This is a genomic window from Chromobacterium alkanivorans, assembly GCF_016937655.1.
GTDB lineage: Bacteria > Pseudomonadota > Gammaproteobacteria > Burkholderiales > Chromobacteriaceae > Chromobacterium > Chromobacterium alkanivorans.
The window spans coordinates 150,412-173,905 of record NZ_JAFHKL010000007.1; the positions used below are offsets into that span (position 1 = coordinate 150,412).

Below are 23,494 nucleotides of genomic sequence, written 5' to 3' on the forward strand. Positions count from 1 at the left end.
GCGCTTGACCGGCGCGGAACGCGCGCGCACACTCAATGCAAATTTCATAAACAGACTGTCCAGGCCCGCCACAAGCGGCCTACGGACAGCGCAAAGGAGAGTCAGCAAGATGACAGCGATTGCCGAACTGCGCGCGGGCTTCGACCAGCTCAACCGCGATTACCTGGCGGTGCACAAGACCAAGGAAGACCTGTTCTGGGACACCTATATGGCGGTGTCCGACGACCACGACGGTTTCGCCCGCGCCGAGGCCGCCTACAAAGCCTTCATTTCCAGCCCGGAACGGCTGGCGGCGGTGCGCGCGGCGCTGGAGCGCCTGCAGGCGCAGCCGGCCGACGCCGAGCGCGACGCCTTGCTGCACGGTTACCAGGGTTGGCTGGCGCTGTTTGAAAGCAACATCATCGACAGCGCGGCGGCGCAGGAACAGATGCGCCGGCTGATCGAGATGGAGGCCGAGCTGTTCGCCAAGCGCCGCGATCTGTCGCTCAGCCACGTCAACGAGCGCGGCGAGCGCGAGGAGGCGACGCTGACCATGCTGAGCATCAATATGACCACCAACCCGGACGCCGCCGCGCGCAAAAGCTCGCACGACGCCTTGCTCGGCCTGGAGCGCTGGGTGCTGGACAACGGCTTCCTCGACATCGTCAAGCAGCGCAACGCGCTGGCGCGCAGCCTGGGCAGCGCCGATTATTTCGAGCATAAGGTGAGGAAGAACGAGCAGATGACGCCGCAGGCGCTGTTCGCCGTGCTGGACGATTTCGAGGCGCGCACCCGCGACGCCAACCAGGCCGCGCTGCGGCGGCTGGCCGAGGACAAGGGCGCGGACGCGCTGCTGCCGTACAATCTGCGCTTCCACATGAGCGGCGACGTCACCCGGCAGATGGACCCCTATCTGCCGTTCTCCAAGGCGGTGGAGCGCTGGGTGCTGAGCTTCCGCCGGTTGGGCGTGCAATACCGGCAGGCCACCATGCAACTGGACCTGGTGGAGCGCAAGGGCAAGTATCAGAACGGCTTCTGCCACGGGCCGGTGCCTAGCTTCTACGACGGCGGCCGCTGGGTGCCGGGCCGGATCAATTTCACCGCCGACGCCACGCCGGACCAGGTGGGCAGCGGCGCGCGCGCGATCAACACCCTGTTCCACGAAGGCGGCCACGCCGCCCACTTCGCCAATGTGGTCCAGAACGCGCCGTGCTTCTCCCAGGAGTTCGCGCCCACTTCGATGGCCTACGCCGAAACCCAGAGCATGTTCTGCGACAGCCTGCTGAACGACGCCGACTGGCTGAAGCGCTACGCGCGCAACGCCGCCGGCGAGGCGATGCCGGACGCGCTGATCCGCGCGCGCATCGAGGCGATCCAGCCTTTCTTCGCCTTCTCCGAGCGCTCCATCGCCGTGGTCGCCTACTTCGAGCGCGAGCTGTACCGGTTGCCGGAGGCGGAGCTGACGCCGGAAACGGTGCTGGCGCTGGCGCGCCGCTGCGAGCGCGACATCCTGGGCGTGGACTGCGGCCCGCGGCCGCTGCTGGCGATTCCGCATTTGTTGAACCAGGAGTCGGCGGCGTCCTATCACGGCTATCTGCTGGCGCATATGGCGGTGTACCAGACCCGCGCCCATTTCCTGCGCGAATACGGCTATCTGACCGACAACCCGGCGATCGGCCCGCTGCTGGCCGAACATTACTGGGCGCCGGGCAACAGCCTGGACCACGACGCCACCCTGCTGAGCCTGACCGGCGAGCATTTCAACGCCCGTTACCTGGCCGAGGCCTGCAATCGCAGCGTGGACGAGGCCTGGCAAGAAGCGGAAGGGCAGATCGCCGCCGCGGCGGAGCGCGCATACGCGCAGGAATATCCGCAGCGGCTGGACGCGACGATACGGCTGGTGCACGGCGCCGAGCTGATCGCCGACAACGAGGCGGGAGAGGCGGAGATGTGCCGCCGTTTCGAAGCCTGGGTGAGGGAGCGTTATCCGGCCGCCGCGCACTAAGAGCGGCTAACAAAACTCCTGATGCTGCGTTGCGCCGACTTGCCGTACTCAAGTACTGCCTGCGTCGGCGCGCCTTGCCTCAGACGTGAAACTGACTTTTGTTAGCCGCTCTAAGAACCTGTTTACGATCTGCTGCGCGTCGGTAGAGAGATTGTGCGATGAGTGCCGTCTTCGAAATGCTCATGTACCACAAGCACATTCCGCTTTTTCGCTAGTTTTCGTCTTGTCTCGCTCTAGCTCGCAAGATCGTAAACAGGATCTTAAGAACGCGAAAACGGCAGCCCACGGGCTGCCGTTTTCTTTGTCGACGCTCAGGCCTGACGGTAGATCAGCCGGCCCTCGAACAGCAATTCGCTGGCGTCCAGCCGGGCGTCGCCGCTGGGCGGCGCGGCGCGCTCGAACACGAAGCGCTGGCCCTGGTATTCGATCCAGGCGTTGATAGGCTCGCCCTGGAAACGGCCCAGCACTTCTTCGGAGCGGGTGACGAAGGCGTTGTCGGGCAGCACGAAGCCTTGCTGCGGCGCTTCCGTCGGGCCTTCCTCCAGCGCCCAGTTGTCGTCGCCGGGCGGTTGCGGATCGTTGCGGGTGGCCATGTGCAGCCACATGCGGAAGGCCCAGTGCGGCAGCAGCACGCGGTGCACGCGTTTGTCGTCGGTGATCACGCAACGCACCGGAAAGCCGGCGCCGCAGGACGGGCAGCGCGCCTGGGCCGCGAGGAAGATCTTGTCCTGCTGCTTGCTGGCGATGCCTTCCATATGCTCCGAGCCCACCATCGCGCGGCAGCTGGGGCAGTGTTTGCCGAAGCGGCGCACGCTGTTGCCGTTGGCAAAGGAAATCGGCAGGAAACGGGAAATCTTGTCGGGTCTGGCCATCGCTAGGGGTTCCGGAACTGAAAAACGCAGTCCGCCGGGCTGGACGCCGCGGCGGCTTCGGCCCTCATTATACCCCGGCCTCGGCGTGGAAGGGCTCCAGCGTCAGCCGGCAGGCCAGACGGTGGCTGGCGCCGGGCGCGAGTACCCGGGCATCGTCGCCGGCGTTGGCGGTTTCCACGCAGACAAAGTCAAGCCAGGCGGCGGCCGGCAAGTCGCCCAGCAGGGCCGTTTTCTCCGCCGCCGGGTTCCACACCACCACGCTGCCGGCGCCCTCGGCTGTGACGCGGATGCAACGTTTCCAGGCCGGATCGCGCAGCAAGGCGGGCCGCTCGCTGTAGACAATGCTGTCCACCTCGCCGTGGAAGCGGAATTCGCCGTCCGGCCAGCGGCTTTCGCGGCCGGCCACCTTGTCGTGGCAGCGCGCGCCGTCCAGGCCGGACAGCGAGGCCTGGCGCGCGTCGCCCACCGCCAGATAGCTGTGCAGCGCGGCGCTTAGCCGCTGAGGGCGGTCGCCGCGGTTGCGGCTGGTCAGCGCCGCTTCCACCGTCGCGCCCAGCCGGTATTCGATGTGCGCCGTCAGGCCGCCGTGCTCCGGGCCGGACAGTTTCACGTGGAACGCGCCGGCGTCTTCCCGGACCTCGTCCAGACGCCAGGCCTGGGTGCGCGCCACGCCGTGGGCCGGCTGCGCCGGCTCGTCCGGATGCGGGCCGAACCACGGCCAGCACAGCGGCACGCCGCCGCGTATCGCCTTGCCCGGCTGGTAGCGCGCCTGCGGCGACAAATACAGCAAGGGTTGCTGGCCGGCGGCGCGAAAACTGAGCAACTGGCCGCCCAGCAAGGAGATTTCCGCGTGGAAATCCGCCGCGGCGATCACGAGAATATCGACGCCGGGCGCGCGGCTGGACAGCGCGGCGGCGGGAGGCAGGGCGACGGACATGCGGGGCTTTCGGGCAAAAAGCCGATGATAGCGCGCTACAGCCAGCGGCGCAGCGTCCACAGCGGGCCTATCAGCAGGAATTGCAGATCGCGCAGGAAGGAGGGCTTTCTGCCCTCGATCGCGTGGCCGACGAATTGGCCGATCCAGGCGACGACGAACAGCGCCAGCGCGGGCAGGGCCAGCGGCAGGCCGGCGCGCGCCGCCGCTTCCAGCGCCAGCAGCATGGGCAGGCACAGCGCCGCCATCGCCAGCGCCGCGGCGCGGCCCAGCCGCCAATAGAAGGCCAGGCCGGCGGCCACCGCCAGCCAGGCCGGGTTCAGCGGCGCCGGCACGCTGGCGAGCAGGCCCAGGAGCGCGAACACGATGGCCGGCACGCAGATTTTGTGGATGCGGATATTGACGGGATGGCGGTGACTGAGGTCATACTCTTGCAACCATTGCTCAAGCGTCATGTCAGGCCTCGCAAGCTGGCGACGGACTTTCATCTTGGCGCAGACGCCGGGCGGCGGCAATGCCCGCGGCCGGTTTTGTCTGCGCTGGATCAGGGGCTTGCGCGCCGCCTTGGGCTACAATCCTTTTGCCAACCGTTCAATCTCTGGGTTCCCAAGGTGTCATCGACAGCACAACCGCGTTATCTGCGCATCAAGGAATACATCCTCGAAGGCATCCGCTCCCGCCAGTTTCTGCCCGGCGGCAAGATTCCGCCTGAGCTGGAGTTGGCGCGCCAGTTCCAGGTGTCGCGCATGACCGTCAACAAGGCGGTGCGCGATCTGGCCGAGGCCGGCATCCTGCTGCGCTTCGCCGGCGACGGCACTTATGTGGCCGAGCGCAAGGCCGAGTCTCCGCTGCTGGACATCAACAACATCTCCGAGGAAATCGAGGCGCGCGGCCACCGCCACAGCGCCGACGTCTACGAACTCAAGGCCGTGCTCGCCACCGAGGACGTGGCCCTGCGGCTGGGGGTGAAGGAGGGCAGCGCGGTGTTCCGCTCCTTGATCGTGCACCGCGAGGACGACGTCGCCATCCAGCTGGAAGACCGCTACGTCAATCCCGCCTTCGCGCCGGACTATCTGGAACAGGATTTCAGCAGCCGCACCCCCAACGACTATCTGATGAAGAACTGCCCGCTGACCGACATCGAGCACAGCGTGGAGGCGGTGCTGCCCAGCGCGGCCGAGCAGGCGATGCTGGACATGACGGCGCGCGAGCCCTGCCTGTTGGTTTTGCGCCGCACCTGGTCGCACAAGAAGCTGGTCAGCTTCGCGCGGCTGACCCATCCGGGCTCGCGCTACAAGCTGCGCTCGCAAACCCGGGTCAAGCGCTGAGCGTCCGCGCGGCTTTCGTTGCGCGCTAATGTATATACAAATAAACGCTGAATTTTCGCGTTCAAACAAGCCGCCGCCGGGCGGCTTTTTTGTTGCCATGCAACATCAAGTGATTGGCCAGCAAGCCAATTCTGACCATTCCGCCTATTTACAAAAATCACGGCTTCGAACTTGACAGGCGGTTTAGTTAGGATTAATTGTATATACAAATGACCCGCAACGAGCCCACCATGAGTCAAGCCGAAACGGATCGCCGCAGCCTGTGGATCAACGCCAGGCTGGCGACGATGGACCCGAGCCGCCCGACGCCTTACGGCGCGCTGGAAGGCCATGCGCTATTGCTGGAAGCCGGCCGCATCGTCGCGCTGCCGCCGGCCGCGGACATCGATCCCGCCGGCTTCGACGGCGCGGTGATCGACGCCAAGGGCGCCTGGATCACCCCCGGCTTCATCGATTGTCACACCCACCTGGTTTACGGCGGCAACCGCGCCGCCGAATGGGAAAAACGCCTCAACGGCGTGCCCTATCAGCAGATCGCCGCCGAGGGCGGCGGCATCGTCTCCACCGTGCGCGCCACCCGGGCGCTGGACGAGGCCGGCCTGGCCGCCGCCGCCAAGCCGCGGCTGCGCGCGCTGATGGCCGAGGGCGTGACCACGGTGGAAATCAAGTCCGGCTACGGCCTGAGCCTGGACGATGAACTCAAGCAACTGCGCGCGGCGCGGCGCTTGCGGGACGAATTGCCGGTGGAGGTGTCCGCCACCTTGCTGGCCGCCCACGCGCTGCCGCCGGAATTCGCCGGCCGCGCCGACGCCTACATCGACCACATCGTCGACGTCATCCTGCCGGCCGCCGCGAGCGCCGGCCTGGCCGAGGCGGTGGACGCTTTCTGCGAAAGCGTGGGCTTCAGCCCGGCGCAGACCCGCCGCGTGTTCGAGGCGGCGCGCGTGCACGGCCTCGAGGTCAAGGGCCATGTCGAGCAGCTGTCCAATCTGCACGGCGCCGAACTGGTGGCCGAATTTGGCGGCTGGTCCGCCGATCACGTCGAATATCTGGACGCCGCCGGCGTGGCCGCGCTGAAGGCCGCCGGCACCGTGGCGGTGCTGCTGCCGGGCGCTTTCTACTTCCTGCGCGAAACCCAAAAGCCGCCGGTGGAATTGCTGCGCGCCGCCGGCGTGCCGATGGCGGTGTCCACCGATCTCAATCCCGGCACCAGCCCGTTCGCCTCCATCCGGCTGGCGATGAACCAGGCCTGCGTCTTGTTCGGCCTGACCCCGGAAGAGGCGCTGGCGGGGGTCACCCGCCACGCGGCTCAGGCCTTGGGCCGCGGCGGCAGCCACGGCCGGCTGGCCGCCGGCCATGTCGCCGACTTGTTGGTATGGGACATCGATTCGCCGGCCGAGATCGTCTACGGCCTGGGCGACAACCCTTTGCGCCAGCGCGTGTTTCGCGGCGTGGCGCAGCATATGAAAGGCTGTTGAAGCATGAGCGTGGACATGAGTGTTTGGAGCGGCCGGGTCGACGCCGGCGAAGGCGATCTGGCGCGGCGCTGGCATCAGCTGGCGCGGCCCTACGCCGCCGGGCTGGAGCCGGGCGTGGGCATCGTCGGCTTCGCCTGCGACGAGGGCGTGCGCCGCAATCAGGGCCGCGTCGGCGCCGCCGCCGGCCCGACGGCGATCCGCAAGGCGCTGGCCAATCTGGCCTGGCACCAGGCGCTGCCCTTGTGCGACGCCGGCGACGTGGCCTGCGCCGACGGCGATCTGGACGCCGCGCAGGCGCGGCTGGGCGAACAAGTGCGCCGGCTGCGCGCCGACGGCCATTTCCCGCTGGTGCTGGGCGGCGGCCACGAAACCGCCTACGGCACCTGGCGCGGCCTGGCGGCGGCGCACCCGGACAAGGTGATAGGCATCGTCAATTTCGACGCCCACTTCGACTTGCGCGAAGCGGAGGAGGCCACTTCCGGCACCCCGTTCGCCCAGATCGCCGCCGACTGCGCGCAAGCCGGGCGACCCTTCCATTATCTGTGTCTGGGCGTGGCCGAGCCGTCCAACACCCAGGCGCTGTTCGCCCGCGCCCGCGCGCTCGGCGTCAAGTGGACGCTGGACAGCGACATGACGCTGGACACCTTGTCCACGGTGCGCAGCGCAATGATGGCCTTCGTCGATCAGGTGGACATCGTCTACCTGACCATAGACCTGGATGTTTTGCCCGCCAGCGTGATGCCGGCGGTTTCCGCCCCCGCCGCCATGGGGGTGGCGCTGCCCGTGGTCGAGGCCTTGGTCCGGCGTCTGGCCGAAAGCGGCAAATTGGCGGCCGCCGACCTGGTGGAACTGAACCCGGCCTTCGACATCGACAGCCACGGCGCCAAGACCGCCGCCCGGCTGGCGTGGAGCATAGGCCGGCACCTGAAACAGCCCTGAACCCGTTCACAGCGATAGCGTCATTCCCCGCCCGCCGGGCCACAACCGGCGGCGGGTTTACAAAGGAGAACACCGATGTCCGACCCGCGTTTTGATCCGACCCGCCACATCCGCGCGCCGCGCGGCAGCGAATTGACTTGCAAGAGCTGGCTGACCGAGGCCGCCTACCGCATGATCCAGAACAATCTGGACGCGGAAGTGGCCGAGCACCCGCAAAGCCTGGTGGTGTACGGCGGCATCGGCCGCGCCGCCCGCGACTGGAAGTGCTACGACACCATCCTCGACGTGCTCAAGCGCCTGGAGGACGACGAAACCCTGCTGGTGCAGTCCGGCAAGCCGGTGGGCGTGTTCAAGACCCACGCCGACGCGCCGCGGGTGTTGATCGCCAACTCCAATCTGGTGCCGCACTGGGCCAACTGGGAGCACTTCAACGAGCTGGATAAGAAGGGCCTGATGATGTACGGCCAGATGACGGCTGGCTCCTGGATCTATATCGGCTCGCAAGGCATCGTGCAGGGGACTTACGAAACCTTCTTCGCCGTCGCCAACCAGCATTTCGACGGCAAGCCGCAAGGCCGCTGGATCCTGACCGGCGGCCTGGGCGGCATGGGCGGCGCCCAGCCGCTGGCCGCCACCATGGCCGGCTTCAGCATGATCGCCGTCGAATGCGACGAGACCCGCATCGATTTCCGCCTGAAAACCCGTTACGTGGACCGCAAGGCCAAGACCCTGGACGAGGCGCTGGCCATCATCGACGAGGCCAAACACAGCGGCAAGGCGGTGTCGGTGGGCCTGCTGGGCAACGCCGCCGACGTGTTCGCGGAACTGGTTGAACGCGGCATCACCCCGGACGTGGTCACCGACCAGACCTCGGCCCACGACCCGGTGCACGGCTATCTGCCGCAGGGCTGGACCGTGGAGCAATGGCGCGCCAAGCAGAAGACCTCCGCCGCCGAAATCACCGCCGCCGCCAAGCAATCGATGGCGGTGCAGGTGCGCGCGATGCTGACCCTGCAGCAGCGCGGCGCCGCCACGCTGGACTACGGCAACAACATCCGCCAGATGGCGCTGGAAGAGGGCGTGGACAACGCCTTCGACTTCCCCGGCTTCGTGCCCGCCTATGTGCGTCCGCTGTTCTGCGAAGGCATCGGCCCCTTCCGCTGGGTGGCGTTGTCCGGCGATCCGGAAGACATCTACAAGACCGATCAGAAGGTCAAGGAACTGATCCCGGACGATCCGCACCTGCACAACTGGCTGGACATGGCCAGGAAGCGCATCAGCTTCCAGGGTCTGCCGGCGCGCATCTGCTGGGTGGGCCTGAAAGACCGCGCCCGCCTGGGCCTGGCCTTCAACGAGATGGTCAAGAACGGCGAACTGAAAGCGCCTATCGTGATTGGCCGCGACCACCTGGATTCCGGCTCGGTGGCTTCGCCCAACCGTGAAACCGAAAGCATGAAGGACGGCTCCGACGCGGTGTCCGACTGGCCGCTGCTGAACGCCTTGCTCAACACCGCCGGCGGCGCCACCTGGGTGTCGCTGCATCACGGCGGCGGCGTGGGCATGGGCTTCTCCCAGCACTCCGGCGTGGTCATCGTCTGCGACGGCAGCGAGGCCGCGGCCAAGCGCGTCGGCCGCGTGCTGCGCAACGATCCGGGCACCGGCGTGATGCGTCACGCCGACGCCGGCTACGAGATCGCCGAGAACTGCGCGCGGGAGCAGGGCCTGGACCTGCCGATGCTGAAGCGCTGAGAACCTACGATCAGCTGCGCGTCGGCAGGATAGATGGAAAAGGGCGTTGAAAGCCGCTTCAGAATGCTCATGTGCCATATGACCATTCCGTGTCTTCAGCCGCAACGCCTTGTCCCGCTCTAGCTCGCAAGATCGTAAACAGGTTCTAAATGTAGGAACGCCGCCGGCTCACGCCGGCGGCGACTGGCGGCGGTCGGGAAGGCCCGGCTGTCGTGGCTCCGCACGACAAGCTTGTACAAATAAGCGGCGGGGTTGCTTATCGTCTTGCAAAGGAAAAAACGGTCAGGCTGTTCTTGCGCGTTCGCTGAGACGCGCCGGCGCGTTCGCGCCCGCTGTCCACATGGTTTCGTCATGACTTGCCGCTGATTCCGCGGCTTGGTCTTGTGGTCCGCCCACGCTGGCTCTACAGTTTGCCGGCGCTGGGTTGCGCAATGAAACATGTCGGGCCGCGGGACGCGGCGTAGCGGGCGCATCCGCGTTCGGCCGGCAAGCGCAGCCATGGCCAGGAGGAGAGAGATGCAGACACAAACACTGACGCGCGGGCTGTCCGCCCGTCACATCCGTTTCATGGCGCTGGGCTCGGCCATCGGCACCGGCTTGTTCTACGGTTCGGCGGCGGCGATACAGATGGCCGGTCCGGCGGTATTGCTGGCCTATCTGATCGGCGGCGCCGCCGTCTACATGGTGATGCGCGCGCTGGGCGAGATGGCGGTGCACAACCCGGTGGCCGGTTCCTTCGGCCATTACGCCACCAGCTATCTGGGCCCCTTGGCCGGCGTCATCACCGGCTGGACCTACGCTTTCGAGATGATCATCGTCTGCCTGGCCGACGTGACCGCCTTCGGCATCTACATGAGTTTGTGGTTTCCGGAAGTGGACCGCTGGGTCTGGGTGCTGAGCATCATCTTCTTCATCGGCGCCTTGAACCTGTGCAGCGTCAAGGTGTTCGGCGAAATGGAGTTCTGGCTGTCCATCGTCAAGGTGGGGGCCATCGTCGCGATGATCATCGGCGGCGTGGCCATCATCCTGTTCGGCTTCGGCAGCGCCGAGGCCAGCGGCCTGCATCATTTGTGGTCGCACGGCGGTTTCATGCCCAATGGCTGGGGCGGGGTGGTCGCCTCGCTGGCGGTGGTGATGTTCGCCTTCGGCGGCATCGAGATCATCGGCATTTCCGCCGGCGAGGCGCAGGATCCGCAGCGCACCATCCCGCGCGCGATCAACGCGGTGCCGGTGCGCATCCTCTTGTTCTACGTGCTGACGCTGACGGTGCTGATGTCCATCTTCCCGTGGCCGCAGATCGGCAGCCAGGGCAGCCCCTTCGTGCAGATTTTCGAAAGCCTGGGCATTCCCGCCGCCGCCCACATTCTCAACGCGGTGGTGATCTCGGCGGCGATTTCGGCGATCAACAGCGACATCTTCGGCGCCGGCCGCATGCTGTACGGCATGGCGCGCCAGGGCCAGGCGCCGCAGAGCTTCGCCAAGCTGTCGGCCAACGGCGTGCCGTGGATGACGGTGCTGGTGATGGCGGCCGCGCTGTTGCTGGGCGTGGTGCTCAACTACCTGATGCCCAAGGATGTGTTCCTGCTGATCGCCTCCATCGCCACCTTCGCCACGGTGTGGGTGTGGCTGATGATCTTGCTGTCCCAGGTGGCGATGCGCCGCCGGATGAGCAAGGAGCAGGCGGCGGAACTGAAGTTCCCGGTGCCGTTCTGGCCGTACGCGCCGCTGGCGGCGATAGGCTTCATGTTGTTCGTGATCGGCGTGCTCGGCTATTTCGAAGACACCCGCTCCGCGCTGCTGGTGGGCATGGTGTGGGTGGCGCTGGTGGTGGCCGGCCATTTCCTGTGGAGCCGGGTGCTGGCGCCTAACGCGGAAGCGCAGCCCCAGCCCCAGCGCGACGCGGCGTGAGGGCGGCGCGCGCTTAAGTTGTCATTCTGTCCGGCGGGCGCAGATCCGCCGGCAAATTCCAGCCGTTCGCCGATGGGGCGCGACACAACAATTCCAGCCCCCATCGCCGCGATCGGCGCTGCAAACGCTTTAGAAGGAGAATCTCAAGATGGTATTGAACATTGTTCCCGGCACGCTCAGCCTGGCCGAGCTGCGCCGCGTTTCACGTGAAACCGATTTGCAACTGCAACTGGACCCGTCCAGCCACGCCGCCATCGACGCCTCCGCCGCCACCGTGGCGCGGGTGCTGTCCGAGGGCCGCACCGCCTACGGCATCAACACCGGTTTCGGCCTGCTGGCCAATACCCGCATCGCGCCGGAAGAGCTGGAGTTGCTGCAACGCTCCATCGTGCTGTCCCACGCCGCCGGCATCGGCGCGCCGATGGACGAATCCACCGTGCGCCTGGTGATGGCCTTGAAGATCAACTCGCTGGCGCGCGGCTTCTCCGGCATCCGCCGGCTGGTGATCGAGGCGCTGATCACCCTGTTCAACCAGCGCATCTACCCGGTGATCCCGCAGAAGGGCTCGGTGGGCGCGTCCGGCGATCTGGCGCCGCTGTCGCATATGAGCGCGGTGCTGATCGGCGAGGGCGAAGCCTTCGTCAACGGCACCCGCGTGCCGGGCGCGGTGGCGATGCGTTCCGCCGGCCTGGAACCGATCACCCTGGCGCCCAAGGAAGGCCTGGCCTTGCTCAACGGCACCCAGGCGTCCACCGCTTTCGCGCTGGAAGGCCTGTTCGCCGCGGAAGACTTGTACGCCTCGGCCTCGGTGGCCGGCGCGCTGTCGGTGGAAGCCGCGCTGGGTAGCCGCACCCCGTTCGACGAGCGCATCCACGCGGTGCGCGGCCACGCCGGCCAGATCGACGCCGCCCGCATCTATCGCAGCCTGCTGGAGCATAGCGAGATCGAGCGCTCCCACGAGAACTGCGGCAAGGTGCAGGACCCGTATTCGCTGCGCTGCCAGCCGCAAGTGATGGGCGCCTGCCTGACCCAGATCCGCCAAGCCGCCGCGGTGCTGACGGTGGAGGCCAACTCGGTGTCCGACAACCCGCTGGTGTTCGCCGCCGACAACGATATCCTGTCCGGCGGCAACTTCCACGCCGAGCCGGTGGCCTTCGCCGCCGACAATCTGGCCTTGGCGCTGGCCGAGATCGGCTCGTTGTCCGAACGACGGATGGCGCTGCTGATCGACAGCAATCTGTCCAAGCTGCCGCCCTTCCTGGTCAACAACGGCGGGGTCAACTCCGGCTTCATGATCGCCCAGGTCACCGGCGCGGCGCTGGCTTCGGAAAACAAATCGCTGGCGCACCCGGCCTCGGTGGACAGCCTGCCCACCTCGGCCAACCAGGAAGACCATGTGTCGATGGCCACCTTCGCCGGCCGCCGCCTGCGCGACATGGCCGGCAACACCGCCGGCATCCTGGCGGTGGAATTGCTGGCCGCCTGCCAGGGCGTGGACTTCCGCGCGCCGCACAAGACCTCGGCCAAGCTGGAAGCGGCCAAGGCCGAGCTGCGCGAGCAGGTGAGCTTCTACGACAAGGACCGCTACTTCGCGCCGGACATCGAGAAAGCCGCCGCGCTGGTGGCCAGCGGTTCCTACAACCGCTTCGTCGAAGCCGGCTTGCTGCCGTCGTTGTAAGCACGCAGCCGCGCCGTCGAGCCCGCAAAGGGAAGGCGGACGGCGTTGCGCCGGCCCTGGGCAAAGCCCGGGGCCGGCGCGCTCGCATCCGGCCACGCCGGCGGCGCAGCCGACAATGAAGAGCCATCAGACCATGATGCGCGCAGTTCGGGGATAGGGGCCCGGCGATGCCGGGACGCCAGACTATCGACGCGTCCGCCAAGACGGGCGCGAACGAGGAGACTCCGATGAACGCCGTGGTATTAGCCGTATTGATCATGATGGCCTTGAGCCTGTCGCGGGTGCCGGTGGTGCTGGCCCTGATTCTGTCCGCCGCCATAGGCGGCATTTACGCCGGTCTGACGCCGGACGCGGTGGTGCAAGCGTTCAACAGCGGCTTGGGCGCAGGCGCGCCGGTGGCGCTGGCCTACGCCACCCTGGGCGCTTTCGCCATTGCGCTGTCGCGCACCGGCATCGTGCAGGGCCTGTCGGGACGCATCGTCGCCTACATTCAGCGCGACGGCCATTCCGCCACTATGCTGACCCTGGTCAAATGGAGCTTGCTGGCCTGCCTGGTGGCGGCCGGCTTTGCTTCCGGCACCATCATTCCGGTGCATATCGCCTTCATTCCCATCCTGGTGCCGCCCTTGCTGCTGGTGATGAACCGGTTGCGGCTGGACCGGCGCGCGGTGGCCTGCGCCATCACCTTCTCCATCACCGTGATGTATATGACCTTGCCGATCGGCTTCGGCGCTATCTTCCTCAACGACATTCTGGTGGCCAACATCAACAAGGCCGGCGCGGCCAGCCAGTTTCGGGTCAGCCAGGGCGCGGCGCCGCTGGCGATGCTGATTCCGGCGGCGGGCATGGTGTTCGGCCTGGCGCTGGCCTTGCTGGTCAGTTATCGGCGGCCGCGCGCCTATCAGGATGTCGCCGTCGCCGGCGGCGAGCGAGGCAGCGTCAGGCTGGGGCGATGGCAGCGGCTGTCCATAGGCGCTGCCTTGCTGCTGTCCTTGCTGGCGCAGCTGTGGACCGGTTCCATGGTGTTCGGCGGCCTGGTGGGCTTCGCGCTGATCTCCGGCTCGGGCGTGATGCGCTGGACCGAGCTGGACAATCATTTCACCCAGGGCATGCGCCTGATGGCCCAGGTGGGCTTCATCATGATCGCCGCGGCGGGCTTCGCCAGCGTGATGAACGCCAGCGGCGATGTCCAGTCGCTGGTGAGTTCGTCGGTGGCCTTGATCGGCGACAACCGCGGGCTGGCCGCTTTCATGATGTTGCTGGTGGGCCTGCTGATCACCATGGGCATAGGCTCGTCCTTCTCCACCGTGCCCATCATCGCCTCCATCTACGTGCCGCTGGCCCTGGGCTTCGGTTTTTCCGAGCTGGCGGTCATCGCCCTGGTGGGCACCGCGGCGGCGCTGGGCGACGCCGGCTCGCCGGCGTCCGATTCCACGCTGGGACCGACCGCCGGCCTGAGCGCCGACGGCCAGCATGACCATATGTGGGGCACGGTGGTGCCGACTTTCCTGCACTTCAACCTGCCCTTGCTGGGTTTTGGCTGGATCGCCGCGATGTTGCTGTGAGCGGGAATGAAAAAGCCCCGCTGGGCGGGGCTTGATTGAAGCGGCGAGCCGGGCTTAGAGCCAGCTCAAAGTCTCGCGAGCCAGGGCGAAAACCGCTGAGGAAGCGGAATGTGCAAGCGGCACATGAGTCTTTCGAAGCTGTGCTCGCCGTGCCACGTCTCACGACGCGCAGCAGACTTTGAACAGGTTCTTAAAACACCACCGGCTCGTCCGGACGCGCCGGCGCCGCGGATTGGCCGAAGATATCCTTCCAGCCGGTGTAGGCGGTCACGTACAGCACCGGGAACCACAGCAACAGGCCCAGGCCCAGCGGAATCATCGCGATGAAGGCCAGCACCGCCAGCATCAGGCCGCTGACCAGCACCGCGCCCCAGTTGGCGAGGCCGGCTTGCAAGCTGGTGCGGATCGCCTGCCACGGTCCGGCCTGGTTCAGCGTCACCAGCGCCGGCGCGAACCAGTAAGCCAGGCTGACCAGGAAGATGGCCACGCCGCCGATGAAGGCGAACAGCGCGATCGGGCCGGCGATCACCGGGATCGCGTTGGGGTCGCTCTTGGCCACGCTCACGCCCATCGCGCCCATCAACAGGCCCAGCGCCACGCCGATGACGATCAGGATGGCCAGGTAGAGCATGCCCACATTGATCAGCGGCCGCAGCGCGGTCTTGAAGCCGGCGAACAGATCGCCCAGCTCCAGCTCCGATCCCTGCTCGCATTTTTTCGCCGCCAGGATGAAGCCGGCGGCGAACACCGGCGCCAGGAAGAAGGACAGCGGCCCGCCCAGCAAGGGGATCATGTTGACGATGAAGTTGATCACCAGATAAGCCAGCGCCAGCAGAACCCAGGTCAGCGGCTGCTGGCGGACGATGTAGAAAGCCTCCACGATCCAGCGCCAGCCGCGTCCGAAGGCGACTTTGCGCGGAGCGGGTAGGGCATCGAATGATTGCATCGAAAATCTCCAAAAAGGTTGTGCCAAGCAAGCCGGCGGCGCCGGCCGGCTCGCGTCGTTGCGTCATTTGCGCGGCAAAAAGACAGAGCCAGACTGACCGCGATTTGCGTCGCGGGTTTCACCGCCGGCGCCTCCTTTCCTCATTCTACACATTCGTCATGGGTGGAGCCGGTTGCGGAATCGTTCGCAGGCTTTTGATTCGAAATGCATTTCCCGCCCGCCCCGGCATTATCTGGTAAAACGGCCGCATCCGGCTATTTTTCGCGCGCCGGCATGCCGGCGCGGTATTCCGCGCGGCGGGGCGGTTGCCGCCAATGGTGAAAATCGGCGATAATTCCATGATTTTGCGACGGTTGGTCCATGCCGGAGGCATGTTCGGGTGGCGCGGCCGTCGTCCCGGTTTCCACACAAGTCTTGAGGTTTTCCCGAAATGGTCACCCGTACCGAGCTTGCCAACGCCATCCGTTTCCTGTCCATGGATGCCGTTGAAAAAGCCAAATCCGGTCACCCCGGCGCCCCGATGGGGATGGCAGACATCGCGGAAGTATTGTGGCGCGATCACCTGAAACACAACCCGGCCAACCCCAACTGGCCAGACCGCGACCGCTTCGTGCTGTCCAACGGTCACGGTTCCATGTTGATCTACAGCCTGTTGCACCTCAGCGGCTACGACCTCTCCATCGAAGACCTCAAGCAGTTCCGTCAGCTTCACTCCAAGACTCCCGGCCATCCCGAATACGGCTACGCTCCCGGCATTGAAACCACCACCGGCCCGCTGGGCCAGGGCATCACCAACGCGGTGGGCATGGCGCTGGCCGAGAAAATGCTGGCGACGCAGTTCAACCGCGACGGCCATCAGATCGTAGACCATCACACTTACGCCTTCCTGGGCGACGGTTGCCTGATGGAGGGCATCAGCCACGAAGCGTGCTCGCTGGCCGGCACCTGGGGGCTCAACAAGCTGATCGCTTTCTGGGACGACAACGGCATCTCCATCGACGGTCATGTGGAAGGCTGGTTCACCGACGACACCCCGGCCCGTTTCGAAGCCTACGGCTGGCAGGTGATCAAGAACGTCAACGGCCACGATCCGGTGGAAGTGGCCACCGCCATCGCCACCGCGCAGAAGGAAAGCGCGCGTCCGACGCTGATCTGCTGCAAGACCACCATCGGCTTTGGCGCGCCCACCAAGCAGGGCAGCCACGATTGCCACGGCGCGCCGCTGGGCGCGGCCGAAATCGCCGCCGCGCGCGAAGGCCTGAACTGGCCGCACGCGCCGTTCGAGATCCCGGCCGAGATCTACGCCGCCTGGAGCGCGCGCGACAAGGGCGCGCTGGCCGAGATCGACTGGAACAAGCGTTTCGACGCCTACCGCGCCGCCTATCCGGAGCTGGCCGCCGAATTCAGCCGCCGCATGCAGGGCGAGCTGCCGGCCGGCTGGGAAGAGGCCAAGGCCGCCGCGCTGGCCAAGATCGCCGACGCCGCCCAGACCGTGGCCACCCGCAAGGCCAGCCAGATCGCGCTGGAAGCGCTGTCGCCGGCGCTGCCGGAATTCGTCGGCGGCTCCGCCGACCTGACCGGCTCCAACCTGACCAACTGGTCCGGCTCCAAGTGGATTGACCGCGAGGGCCAGGGCAACTACATCAGCTACGGCGTGCGCGAGTTCGGCATGGCCGCCATCATGAACGGCATGACCCTGCACGGAGGCCTGCGCCCGTACGGCGGCACCTTCCTGATGTTCAGCGAATACGCGCGCAACGCCTTGCGCATGGCTTCGCTGATGAAGATCAACCCGATCTTCGTGTTCACCCACGATTCCATCGGCCTGGGCGAAGACGGCCCCACCCACCAGCCGGTGGAGCAAGTGGCCACGTTGCGCTACATCCCCAACCACAACACCTGGCGTCCGTGCGACACCGCCGAAACCGCGGCGGCCTGGGCGCACGCCGTCGAGCAGAAGACCACGCCGAGCAGCATGGTGCTGAGCCGCCAGAACCTGCCCTTCGTCGTCCGCGACGCCGAGCAGCTGGCCGCGATCCAGAAGGGCGGCTACGTGTTGCGCGACGCCGCCGGCGCCCGCGCGGTGCTGATCGCCACCGGTTCCGAAGTGGAACTGGCGCTGAAGGCGCAGGAAGCGCTGGCGGCGGAAGGCGTCGCCGTGCGCGTGGTGTCCATGCCGTGCACCAATGTGTTCGACCGCCAAGACAAGGCCTGGCGCGACAGCGTGCTGCCGGCCGGCCTGCCGCGGCTGGCGATCGAAGCCGGCCATCCGGACTTCTGGCGCAAATACGTGGGTCTGGACGGCGACGTGGTCGGCATCGACCACTTCGGCGAATCCGCCCCGGCCCCGCAGCTGTTCCAGGCCTTCGGCTTCACCGTCGACAATGTAGTGGCCAGGACCAAAGCGCTGCTGTGATGTAAAGACAGGCCATTGCGAAAGCAATGGCCTTTTGTTCGCCGTTTCATGTAGTGGACGCACTACACAACACGCGGAGCGCCGGCCGGGAAGCCGGGCGCTCCGGATCGTCCCCAGGAGATTTAGAAGCATGACTATCCGCATCGCCATCAATGGTTACGGCCGCATCGGCCGCCAGGTACTGCGCGCCATCTACGAAAACCAGCTGCACGACGATTTCAAAGTAGTGGCCGTCAACGCCACCGGCGATCTCAACATCAACGCCCACCTGACCAAGTTCGACACCGTGCACGGCCGCTTCCCCGGCGAAGTCGAGCAGGACGACGCGCACCTGATCCTGAACGGCGACAAGATTCCGTTCTTCAGCACCCGCAACCCGGCCGAGCTGCCGTGGAAGGCGCTGGACGTGGACCTGGTGCTGGAATGCACCGGCGCCTTCACCAGCAAGGACAAATGCCAGGCCCACCTGGACGCCGGCGCCAAGAAGGTGCTGATCTCCGCGCCGGGCGGCGACGACGTCGACGCCACCATCGTCTACGGCGTCAACCACGACGTGTTGAAGCCGGAAATGACCGTGGTCTCCAACGCCAGCTGCACCACCAACTGCCTGGCCCCGGTGGCCAAGGCGCTGCACCAGGCCATCGGCATCAAGAAAGGCCTGATGACCACCATCCACGCCTTCACCAACGATCAGGTGCTGACCGACGTCAAGCACAAGGACCTGCGCCGCGCCCGCTCCGCCACCGACAATATGATCCCGACCAAGACCGGCGCGGCCAAGGCCGTCGGCCTGGTGCTGCCGGAACTGAAGGGCAAGCTGGACGGCTTCTCGGTGCGAGTGCCCACCATCAACGTGTCGCTGGTGGACCTGACCTTCAGCGCCGCGCGCGACACCACCAAGGACGAGGTCAACGACATTCTGAAGGAAGCCTCCAACGGCGCGATGAAGGGCATCCTGGGCTACAACACCCTGCCGCTGGTGTCCGGCGACTTCAACCACACTGAGGAAGCCTCCACCTTCGATTCCACGCTGACCAAGGTCACTGGCGGCAATATGGTGAAAGTGCTGGCCTGGTACGACAACGAATGGGGTTTCAGCTGCCAGATGCTGCGCACCGCGCGCGCGATGTTCGCTTGCTGACGGCGATGTGATCCCGGAAATCCGGGCCGGCGCGCGATGCCGGCCCGGATTTTTTTGCGCCTGCTAGCGCGGGCGCTACATCCACCTGCATTTGATTGGTGTTAAGGTAGGGCCGTTTTTTTGGCATACACTTGCCGGGCGATCGCCGATCGCGCCCCCGCTGAACCCGCCGTCACAGGAGAGCAGCATGCGACAGAACCAAGCATTGTCCCGCCCGGAAAAATGGGTCCGGCTGGCCTCCTGGCTGGTGGCCTTGGTGTTCGCCGGCTTTCTGTCCAATCTGGGCGAGCTGGTGATCCGCGACTTGTTCTACGTGCCGGACGGCGGCCCGCCGCAGCTGGAAACGCTGCAACAGCAGGCCGGCGTCGAGCCGCTGCGGCAGCGGCAGCAGGCCTTGCAGCGCCAGAACGACGCGCAGCGCGCCCAGCTGGAAAACCTGGGCGCCACCCGCGAACAGTTGGAGCGCAATTACCAGACCCAGCGCAAGGGTCTGGCCAATTGGCTGGCCAGCCGCGCCACCAGCGCCGATCCGCAGCAGAGCGCCGAAGTCAGCCGCCGCACCCGCGAGTTGGACGCCCTGCAGGCGCAAATCCTGCAATGGCAGCAGAAGGAAGACCGGGCGAGCGACGGCCTGCGCGCGCTGGAGCGCAACCGGCAAACGCTGCAGGAGGAAATCGCCCGGGTGGAGGGCGTCGCCCAGGACCGTTACCAGCAGGCCTACCAGCGTTTCGAATTGAAGGTCTTCCTGCTGCGGCTGGCGGTGATCCTGCCGCTGCTCTTGCTGGCGGTATGGCTGTTCAGCCGCTACCGTACCCATCGCTACTGGTTTTTCGTTTACGGCTTCGGCCTGTTCGCGCTGTTCGCCTTCTTCGTCGAGCTGCTGCCCTATCTGCCCAATTTCGGCGGCTATGTGCGGCTGGCGGTGGGCATCGCGCTGACGGTGTTCGCCGGCCTGCGCATGATCCAGGCCTTTCAGCGCTACGCCGAGAAAAAACGCGCCGAGCTGCAACAAAGCCAGAGCGAGCGCGCGCGCCACGTGGCCTACGCCCAGGCGCTGGGCGCCTACCAGAAGAAAACTTGCCCGTCCTGCGACCATCAATACAATATTGCCGGCGACGACGCCGACTACTGCGTGCACTGCGGCCTGCAGCTGTTCCGCGGCTGCGACTGCGGCGCGCGCAATTTCGCCTTTTTTCCGTACTGCAAAAAATGCGGCCGCCCCGGCGCCAAGCCGGAGTCCGCGCCGATGAATCAATCGACAAGCGAATCCAAACCCGAGCGAGCGAACGATGAAATTCAATAAACTTTCCGAACTGGCCCTGGCCGGCAAGCGCGTGCTGATCCGCGTGGACATGAACGTGCCGGTGAAAAACGGCGTCATCGGCGACGATACCCGCATCCGCGCCAGCCTGCCGTCCATCGAGCTGTGCCTGAAGGCCGGCGCCGGCGTGATCCTGATGACCCATCTGGGCCGCCCCACCGAGGGCGAGCCCAAGCCGGAAGACAGCCTGGCGCCGGTGGTGGAGCGCTTGTCCGGTTTGTTGGGCAAGCCGGTGCGCCTGGTGGCGGACTGGCGGTCCGGCTTCAGCGTGGCCCCCGGCGAAGTGGCGATGCTGGAAAACGTGCGCCTGAACAAGGGCGAGAAAAAGAACAACGCCGACCTGGGCCGCGCCTACGCCGCCTTGTGCGACGTGTTCGTCAACGACGCCTTCGGCACCGCCCACCGCGCCGAAGCCTCCACCCACGCGGTGGCCCAGTTCGCGCCGGCCGCCTGCGCCGGCGTGCTGCTCTCCGCCGAGCTGGAAGCGCTGGGCAAGGCGCTGCAAGCGCCGGCGCGGCCGCTGGTGGCCATCGTCGCCGGCTCCAAGGTGTCCACCAAGCTGACCATTCTGGAATCGCTGGCCGACAAGGTGGACCAGCTGATCGTGGGCGGCGGCATCGCCAACACCTTCCTGCTGGCCGAAGGCAAGGCCATAGGCAAATCGCTGGCCGAAGCAGAGCTGGTGGACGAGGCCAAGAAGGTGATCGCCAAGATCCGCGCCCGCGGCGGCGACGTGCCGCTGCCGGCTGACGTGGTCTGCGCCAAGGAATTCGCCGAAACCGCCGCCGCCGTGACCAAGAGCGCGGCCGAGGTGGCCGCCGACGACATGATCCTGGACATCGGCCCGGATTCGGCGCGAGAGCTGGCCGCCATCATCGCCAAAGCCGGCACCGTGGTGTGGAACGGCCCGGTGGGCGTGTTCGAGTTCGAGCAGTTCGGCGGCGGCACCAAGACCCTGGCCCAGGCCATCGCCGCCTCGCCGGCCTTCTCCATCGCCGGCGGCGGCGACACCCTGGCGGCGATCGCCAAGTACGGCATCACCGACGACATCAGCTACATCTCCACCGGCGGCGGCGCCTTCCTGGAGTTCCTGGAAGGCAAGGAGCTGCCGGCGGTGGCCATTCTGGCCGAGCGCGCCGGCTAAGAACCTGTTTACGATCTGCTGCGCGTCGGCGATACGGCGTTGAAACCGAGCTCAAAATGCTCATGTACCACGAGTACATTCCGCTTTTTCGCTCGTTTTCGCCTTGTCTCGCCTTAGCTCGCGAGATCATAAACACGTTCTGAGACTGGGGAAAAAGGCGATCAGGATGAATGGCTTGCGTTACACTGGCTTATTCATCGCCGTTTCATCCTGATGGCTCACCCGCCGGAGATTTCCATGTCGCTCAATACCTGGTTGCTGTTCGTCACCACCGTGTTTTTCGTCTCGGCCACGCCCGGCCCCAATATGCTGCTGGCGATGACCCACGGCATTCACTACGGGGTTAGGCGCACGCTGATGACTTGCTTCGGCCTGATGACGGCGCTGGGTTTGATCATGTTCGGCTCCGCCGCCGGACTGGGCGCGGTGCTGGCCACCTCCGAACTGCTGTTTTCCTTGGTAAAATACGCCGGCGCCGCCTATTTGATCTATCTGGGGATCAAGACCTGGCGCAGCCAGCCGCAGCCGGTGGAGGAAATCCGCGAGGCGGCGACCGGCAAGCACACGCCCTGGGGCATGTTCCGCACCGGCTTTCTGGTGGCGATGAGCAACCCCAAGGCCTTTATCTTCTTTACCGCGCTGTTCCCGCAGTTCATGAACGCGCAGCAGCCGCAGGGGCCTCAGCTGGCTATCCTGGCGGCGACGTTTTACGTGATCGAGGCGTCGTGGCAGCTGGCTTACGCCGGCGGCGGCGCGCGTTTGGCCGGCTGGCTGAACAGCGCGCGGCGTCTCAAGCTGGTCAACAAGGTGTCCGGCGGCGCTTTCGTCGGCGCCGGCGTGTTGTTGTCCAGCGTGTCCCGACACTGATTGATGAATTCGCCTCGGGCCGCCGCGCGGTCCGGGCGCCAACCATGTTCCGCCCCGGCGGAGCAGTTTGCGGAGATTGAACACCATGGCTCTCGTTTCCATGCGTCAGCTGCTGGACCACGCAGCGGAATTCGGCTACGGCCTGCCGGCCTTCAACGTCAACAACCTGGAGCAGATGCGCGCCATCATGGAGGCCGCCGACAAGGTGAACGCCCCGGTGATCGTGCAGGCCTCCGCCGGCGCGCGCAAATATGCCGGCGCGCCTTTCCTGCGCCACATGATCCTGGCCGCGGTGGAAGAATTCCCGCACATCCCGGTGGTGATGCACCAGGATCACGGCACCAGCCCGGATGTGTGCCAGCGTTCGATCCAGCTCGGCTTCTCCTCGGTGATGATGGACGGCTCGTTGAAGAGCGACGGCAAGACCCCGGCCGACTATGACTACAACGTCGACGTCACCCGCACCGTGGTCAACTTCGCCCACGCCTGCGGCGTGTCGGTGGAAGGCGAGATCGGCTGCCTGGGCAGCCTGGAAACCGGCATGGCCGGCGAAGAGGACGGCGTCGGCGCCGAAGGCGTGCTGGACCACAGCCAGCTGCTGACCGATCCGGAAGAAGCCGCCCAGTTCGTCAAGGACACCGGCGTGGACGCGCTGGCCATCGCCATCGGCACCAGCCACGGCGCCTACAAATTCAGCAAGAAGCCCACCGGCGACGTGCTGCGCATCGACCGCATCAAGGAAATCCACGCCCGCATCCCCAACACCCACCTGGTGATGCACGGCTCCTCCAGCGTGCCGCAGGAATGGCTGCAGATCATCAACGAATTCGGCGGCGATCTGGGCGAAACCTACGGCGTGCCGGTGGAAGAGATCGTGGAAGGCATCAAGCACGGCGTGCGCAAGGTCAATATCGACACCGACCTGCGCCTGGCCTCCACCGGCGCCATCCGCCGCTTCCTGGCCCAGCACCCGGCCGAATTCGATCCGCGCAAATACCTGAAGGTGTCCACCGACGCGATGCGCGACATCTGTATCGCCCGCTACGAAGCCTTCGGCTCCGCCGGCCAGGCCAGCAAGATCAAGGCGATCAACCTGGACACCATGGCCAATAAATACCTGAAGGGCGAGCTGGCGCAGATCGTCAAGTAAGCGTTGCCGCGTCATGCGTTCAAAAGCCGCTCGTCAGAGCGGCTTTTTGCATTGCGCCATGACTTGTCCCCGCC

At 66.1% G+C, this 23,494-nt stretch carries 18 protein-coding genes; 14 read left to right on the forward strand and 4 right to left on the reverse strand.

The window, feature by feature from the left end; all coding sequences use genetic code 11:
• Window positions 1–109: 109 nt before the first annotated feature.
• Complete coding sequence (locus JW897_RS13900; RefSeq protein ID WP_048412890.1) at window positions 110–1,984, forward strand: M3 family metallopeptidase; 1,875 nt, start codon at window positions 110–112, stop codon at window positions 1,982–1,984.
• Window positions 1,985–2,295: 311 nt separating this feature from the next.
• On the opposite strand, the gene JW897_RS13905 is transcribed toward JW897_RS13900, so the two are convergent.
• From JW897_RS13905 to JW897_RS13915, 3 genes are all read right to left on the reverse strand, one after another.
• Window positions 2,296–2,856, reverse strand: a complete 561-nt coding sequence (locus JW897_RS13905) for a hypothetical protein (RefSeq protein WP_048412891.1) — start codon at window positions 2,854–2,856, stop codon at window positions 2,296–2,298.
• A 67-nt stretch (window positions 2,857–2,923) separates the two neighbouring features.
• A complete protein-coding gene (locus tag JW897_RS13910) occupies window positions 2,924–3,793 on the reverse strand; it encodes a D-hexose-6-phosphate mutarotase (RefSeq protein ID WP_205466585.1) in 870 nt (289 codons plus the stop codon).
• Between the two features lie 35 nt (window positions 3,794–3,828).
• Window positions 3,829–4,245, reverse strand: a complete 417-nt coding sequence (locus tag JW897_RS13915) for an Mpo1 family 2-hydroxy fatty acid dioxygenase (protein ID WP_048412893.1) — start codon at window positions 4,243–4,245, stop codon at window positions 3,829–3,831.
• A gap of 156 nt (window positions 4,246–4,401) precedes the next feature.
• On the opposite strand from JW897_RS13915, the gene hutC reads away from it, so the two are divergent.
• The 7 genes from hutC to JW897_RS13950 all read left to right on the forward strand — a co-directional run bounded on the left by hutC (window position 4,402) and on the right by JW897_RS13950 (window position 14,435).
• Window positions 4,402–5,118, forward strand: coding sequence for a histidine utilization repressor (gene hutC, locus JW897_RS13920; protein WP_048412894.1), 717 nt, complete (start codon window positions 4,402–4,404; stop codon window positions 5,116–5,118).
• 230 nt (window positions 5,119–5,348) lie between these two features.
• Window positions 5,349–6,596 carry an imidazolonepropionase gene (gene hutI, locus JW897_RS13925; RefSeq protein ID WP_205466587.1) on the forward strand — a complete coding sequence of 416 codons (1,248 nt, stop codon included), beginning with the start codon at window positions 5,349–5,351 and terminating at the stop codon, window positions 6,594–6,596.
• Window positions 6,597–6,611: 15 nt separating this feature from the next.
• Entirely contained in the window at window positions 6,612–7,535 is a 924-nt protein-coding gene (gene hutG / locus JW897_RS13930; protein ID WP_240352205.1) for a formimidoylglutamase, read from the forward strand.
• A 75-nt stretch (window positions 7,536–7,610) separates the two neighbouring features.
• The gene (gene hutU, locus JW897_RS13935) at window positions 7,611–9,284 is read left to right on the forward strand and encodes a urocanate hydratase (RefSeq protein WP_205466589.1); all 1,674 of its coding nucleotides are present in this window, start codon (window positions 7,611–7,613) and stop codon (window positions 9,282–9,284) included.
• 516 nt (window positions 9,285–9,800) lie between these two features.
• Window positions 9,801–11,192, forward strand: coding sequence for an amino acid permease (locus tag JW897_RS13940; RefSeq protein ID WP_205466591.1), 1,392 nt, complete (start codon window positions 9,801–9,803; stop codon window positions 11,190–11,192).
• Window positions 11,193–11,340: 148 nt separating this feature from the next.
• Window positions 11,341–12,870, forward strand: a complete 1,530-nt coding sequence (gene hutH, locus JW897_RS13945) for a histidine ammonia-lyase (RefSeq protein WP_205466592.1) — start codon at window positions 11,341–11,343, stop codon at window positions 12,868–12,870.
• Window positions 12,871–13,097: 227 nt separating this feature from the next.
• Complete coding sequence (locus tag JW897_RS13950) at window positions 13,098–14,435, forward strand: Na+/H+ antiporter family protein (RefSeq protein ID WP_205466594.1); 1,338 nt, start codon at window positions 13,098–13,100, stop codon at window positions 14,433–14,435.
• A gap of 190 nt (window positions 14,436–14,625) precedes the next feature.
• Here JW897_RS13950 and JW897_RS13955 read toward each other — a convergent pair whose 3' ends face one another.
• Window positions 14,626–15,381 carry a BPSS1780 family membrane protein gene (locus JW897_RS13955; protein ID WP_205466595.1) on the reverse strand — a complete coding sequence of 252 codons (756 nt, stop codon included), beginning with the start codon at window positions 15,379–15,381 and terminating at the stop codon, window positions 14,626–14,628.
• 430 nt (window positions 15,382–15,811) lie between these two features.
• Here JW897_RS13955 and tkt point away from each other — a divergent pair, with 430 nt between their 5' ends.
• The 6 genes from tkt to fba all read left to right on the forward strand — a co-directional run bounded on the left by tkt (window position 15,812) and on the right by fba (window position 23,420).
• Window positions 15,812–17,797 carry a transketolase gene (tkt, locus tag JW897_RS13960; protein ID WP_048412901.1) on the forward strand — a complete coding sequence of 662 codons (1,986 nt, stop codon included), beginning with the start codon at window positions 15,812–15,814 and terminating at the stop codon, window positions 17,795–17,797.
• 130 nt (window positions 17,798–17,927) lie between these two features.
• Window positions 17,928–18,938 carry a type I glyceraldehyde-3-phosphate dehydrogenase gene (gene gap / locus JW897_RS13965; protein WP_048412902.1) on the forward strand — a complete coding sequence of 337 codons (1,011 nt, stop codon included), beginning with the start codon at window positions 17,928–17,930 and terminating at the stop codon, window positions 18,936–18,938.
• Window positions 18,939–19,125: 187 nt separating this feature from the next.
• Complete coding sequence (locus JW897_RS13970) at window positions 19,126–20,241, forward strand: zinc ribbon domain-containing protein (RefSeq protein ID WP_205466597.1); 1,116 nt, start codon at window positions 19,126–19,128, stop codon at window positions 20,239–20,241.
• Complete coding sequence (locus JW897_RS13975) at window positions 20,228–21,403, forward strand: phosphoglycerate kinase (protein ID WP_205466598.1); 1,176 nt, start codon at window positions 20,228–20,230, stop codon at window positions 21,401–21,403. Before JW897_RS13970 ends, JW897_RS13975 begins: the two co-directional genes overlap by 14 nt.
• 237 nt (window positions 21,404–21,640) lie before the next feature.
• Window positions 21,641–22,270 carry a LysE family translocator gene (locus JW897_RS13980; RefSeq protein ID WP_043589187.1) on the forward strand — a complete coding sequence of 210 codons (630 nt, stop codon included), beginning with the start codon at window positions 21,641–21,643 and terminating at the stop codon, window positions 22,268–22,270.
• A gap of 85 nt (window positions 22,271–22,355) precedes the next feature.
• Window positions 22,356–23,420, forward strand: a complete 1,065-nt coding sequence (fba, locus tag JW897_RS13985; protein WP_043640341.1) for a class II fructose-bisphosphate aldolase — start codon at window positions 22,356–22,358, stop codon at window positions 23,418–23,420.
• Window positions 23,421–23,494 lie beyond the last annotated feature (74 nt).

Excerpts from the sequence above, each read along its gene's own strand:
- JW897_RS13955 (WP_205466595.1), bottom strand. The coding sequence starts at position 15,381 with ATGCAATCATTCGATGCCCTACCCGCTCCGCGCAAAGTCGCCTTCGGA.
- hutG (WP_240352205.1), top strand. The coding sequence starts at position 6,612 with ATGAGTGTTTGGAGCGGCCGGGTCGACGCCGGCGAAGGCGATCTGGCG.
- tkt (WP_048412901.1), top strand. The coding sequence starts at position 15,812 with ATGGTCACCCGTACCGAGCTTGCCAACGCCATCCGTTTCCTGTCCATG.
- fba (WP_043640341.1), top strand. The coding sequence starts at position 22,356 with ATGGCTCTCGTTTCCATGCGTCAGCTGCTGGACCACGCAGCGGAATTC.
- JW897_RS13900 (WP_048412890.1), top strand. The coding sequence starts at position 110 with ATGACAGCGATTGCCGAACTGCGCGCGGGCTTCGACCAGCTCAACCGC.
- JW897_RS13940 (WP_205466591.1), top strand. The coding sequence starts at position 9,801 with ATGCAGACACAAACACTGACGCGCGGGCTGTCCGCCCGTCACATCCGT.
- JW897_RS13910 (WP_205466585.1), bottom strand. The coding sequence starts at position 3,793 with ATGTCCGTCGCCCTGCCTCCCGCCGCCGCGCTGTCCAGCCGCGCGCCC.
- hutH (WP_205466592.1), top strand. The coding sequence starts at position 11,341 with ATGGTATTGAACATTGTTCCCGGCACGCTCAGCCTGGCCGAGCTGCGC.
- JW897_RS13980 (WP_043589187.1), top strand. The coding sequence starts at position 21,641 with ATGTCGCTCAATACCTGGTTGCTGTTCGTCACCACCGTGTTTTTCGTC.
- JW897_RS13905 (WP_048412891.1), bottom strand. The coding sequence starts at position 2,856 with ATGGCCAGACCCGACAAGATTTCCCGTTTCCTGCCGATTTCCTTTGCC.
- JW897_RS13950 (WP_205466594.1), top strand. The coding sequence starts at position 13,098 with ATGAACGCCGTGGTATTAGCCGTATTGATCATGATGGCCTTGAGCCTG.
- hutI (WP_205466587.1), top strand. The coding sequence starts at position 5,349 with ATGAGTCAAGCCGAAACGGATCGCCGCAGCCTGTGGATCAACGCCAGG.
- hutU (WP_205466589.1), top strand. The coding sequence starts at position 7,611 with ATGTCCGACCCGCGTTTTGATCCGACCCGCCACATCCGCGCGCCGCGC.
- JW897_RS13975 (WP_205466598.1), top strand. The coding sequence starts at position 20,228 with ATGAAATTCAATAAACTTTCCGAACTGGCCCTGGCCGGCAAGCGCGTG.
- gap (WP_048412902.1), top strand. The coding sequence starts at position 17,928 with ATGACTATCCGCATCGCCATCAATGGTTACGGCCGCATCGGCCGCCAG.
- JW897_RS13915 (WP_048412893.1), bottom strand. The coding sequence starts at position 4,245 with ATGACGCTTGAGCAATGGTTGCAAGAGTATGACCTCAGTCACCGCCAT.
- JW897_RS13970 (WP_205466597.1), top strand. The coding sequence starts at position 19,126 with ATGCGACAGAACCAAGCATTGTCCCGCCCGGAAAAATGGGTCCGGCTG.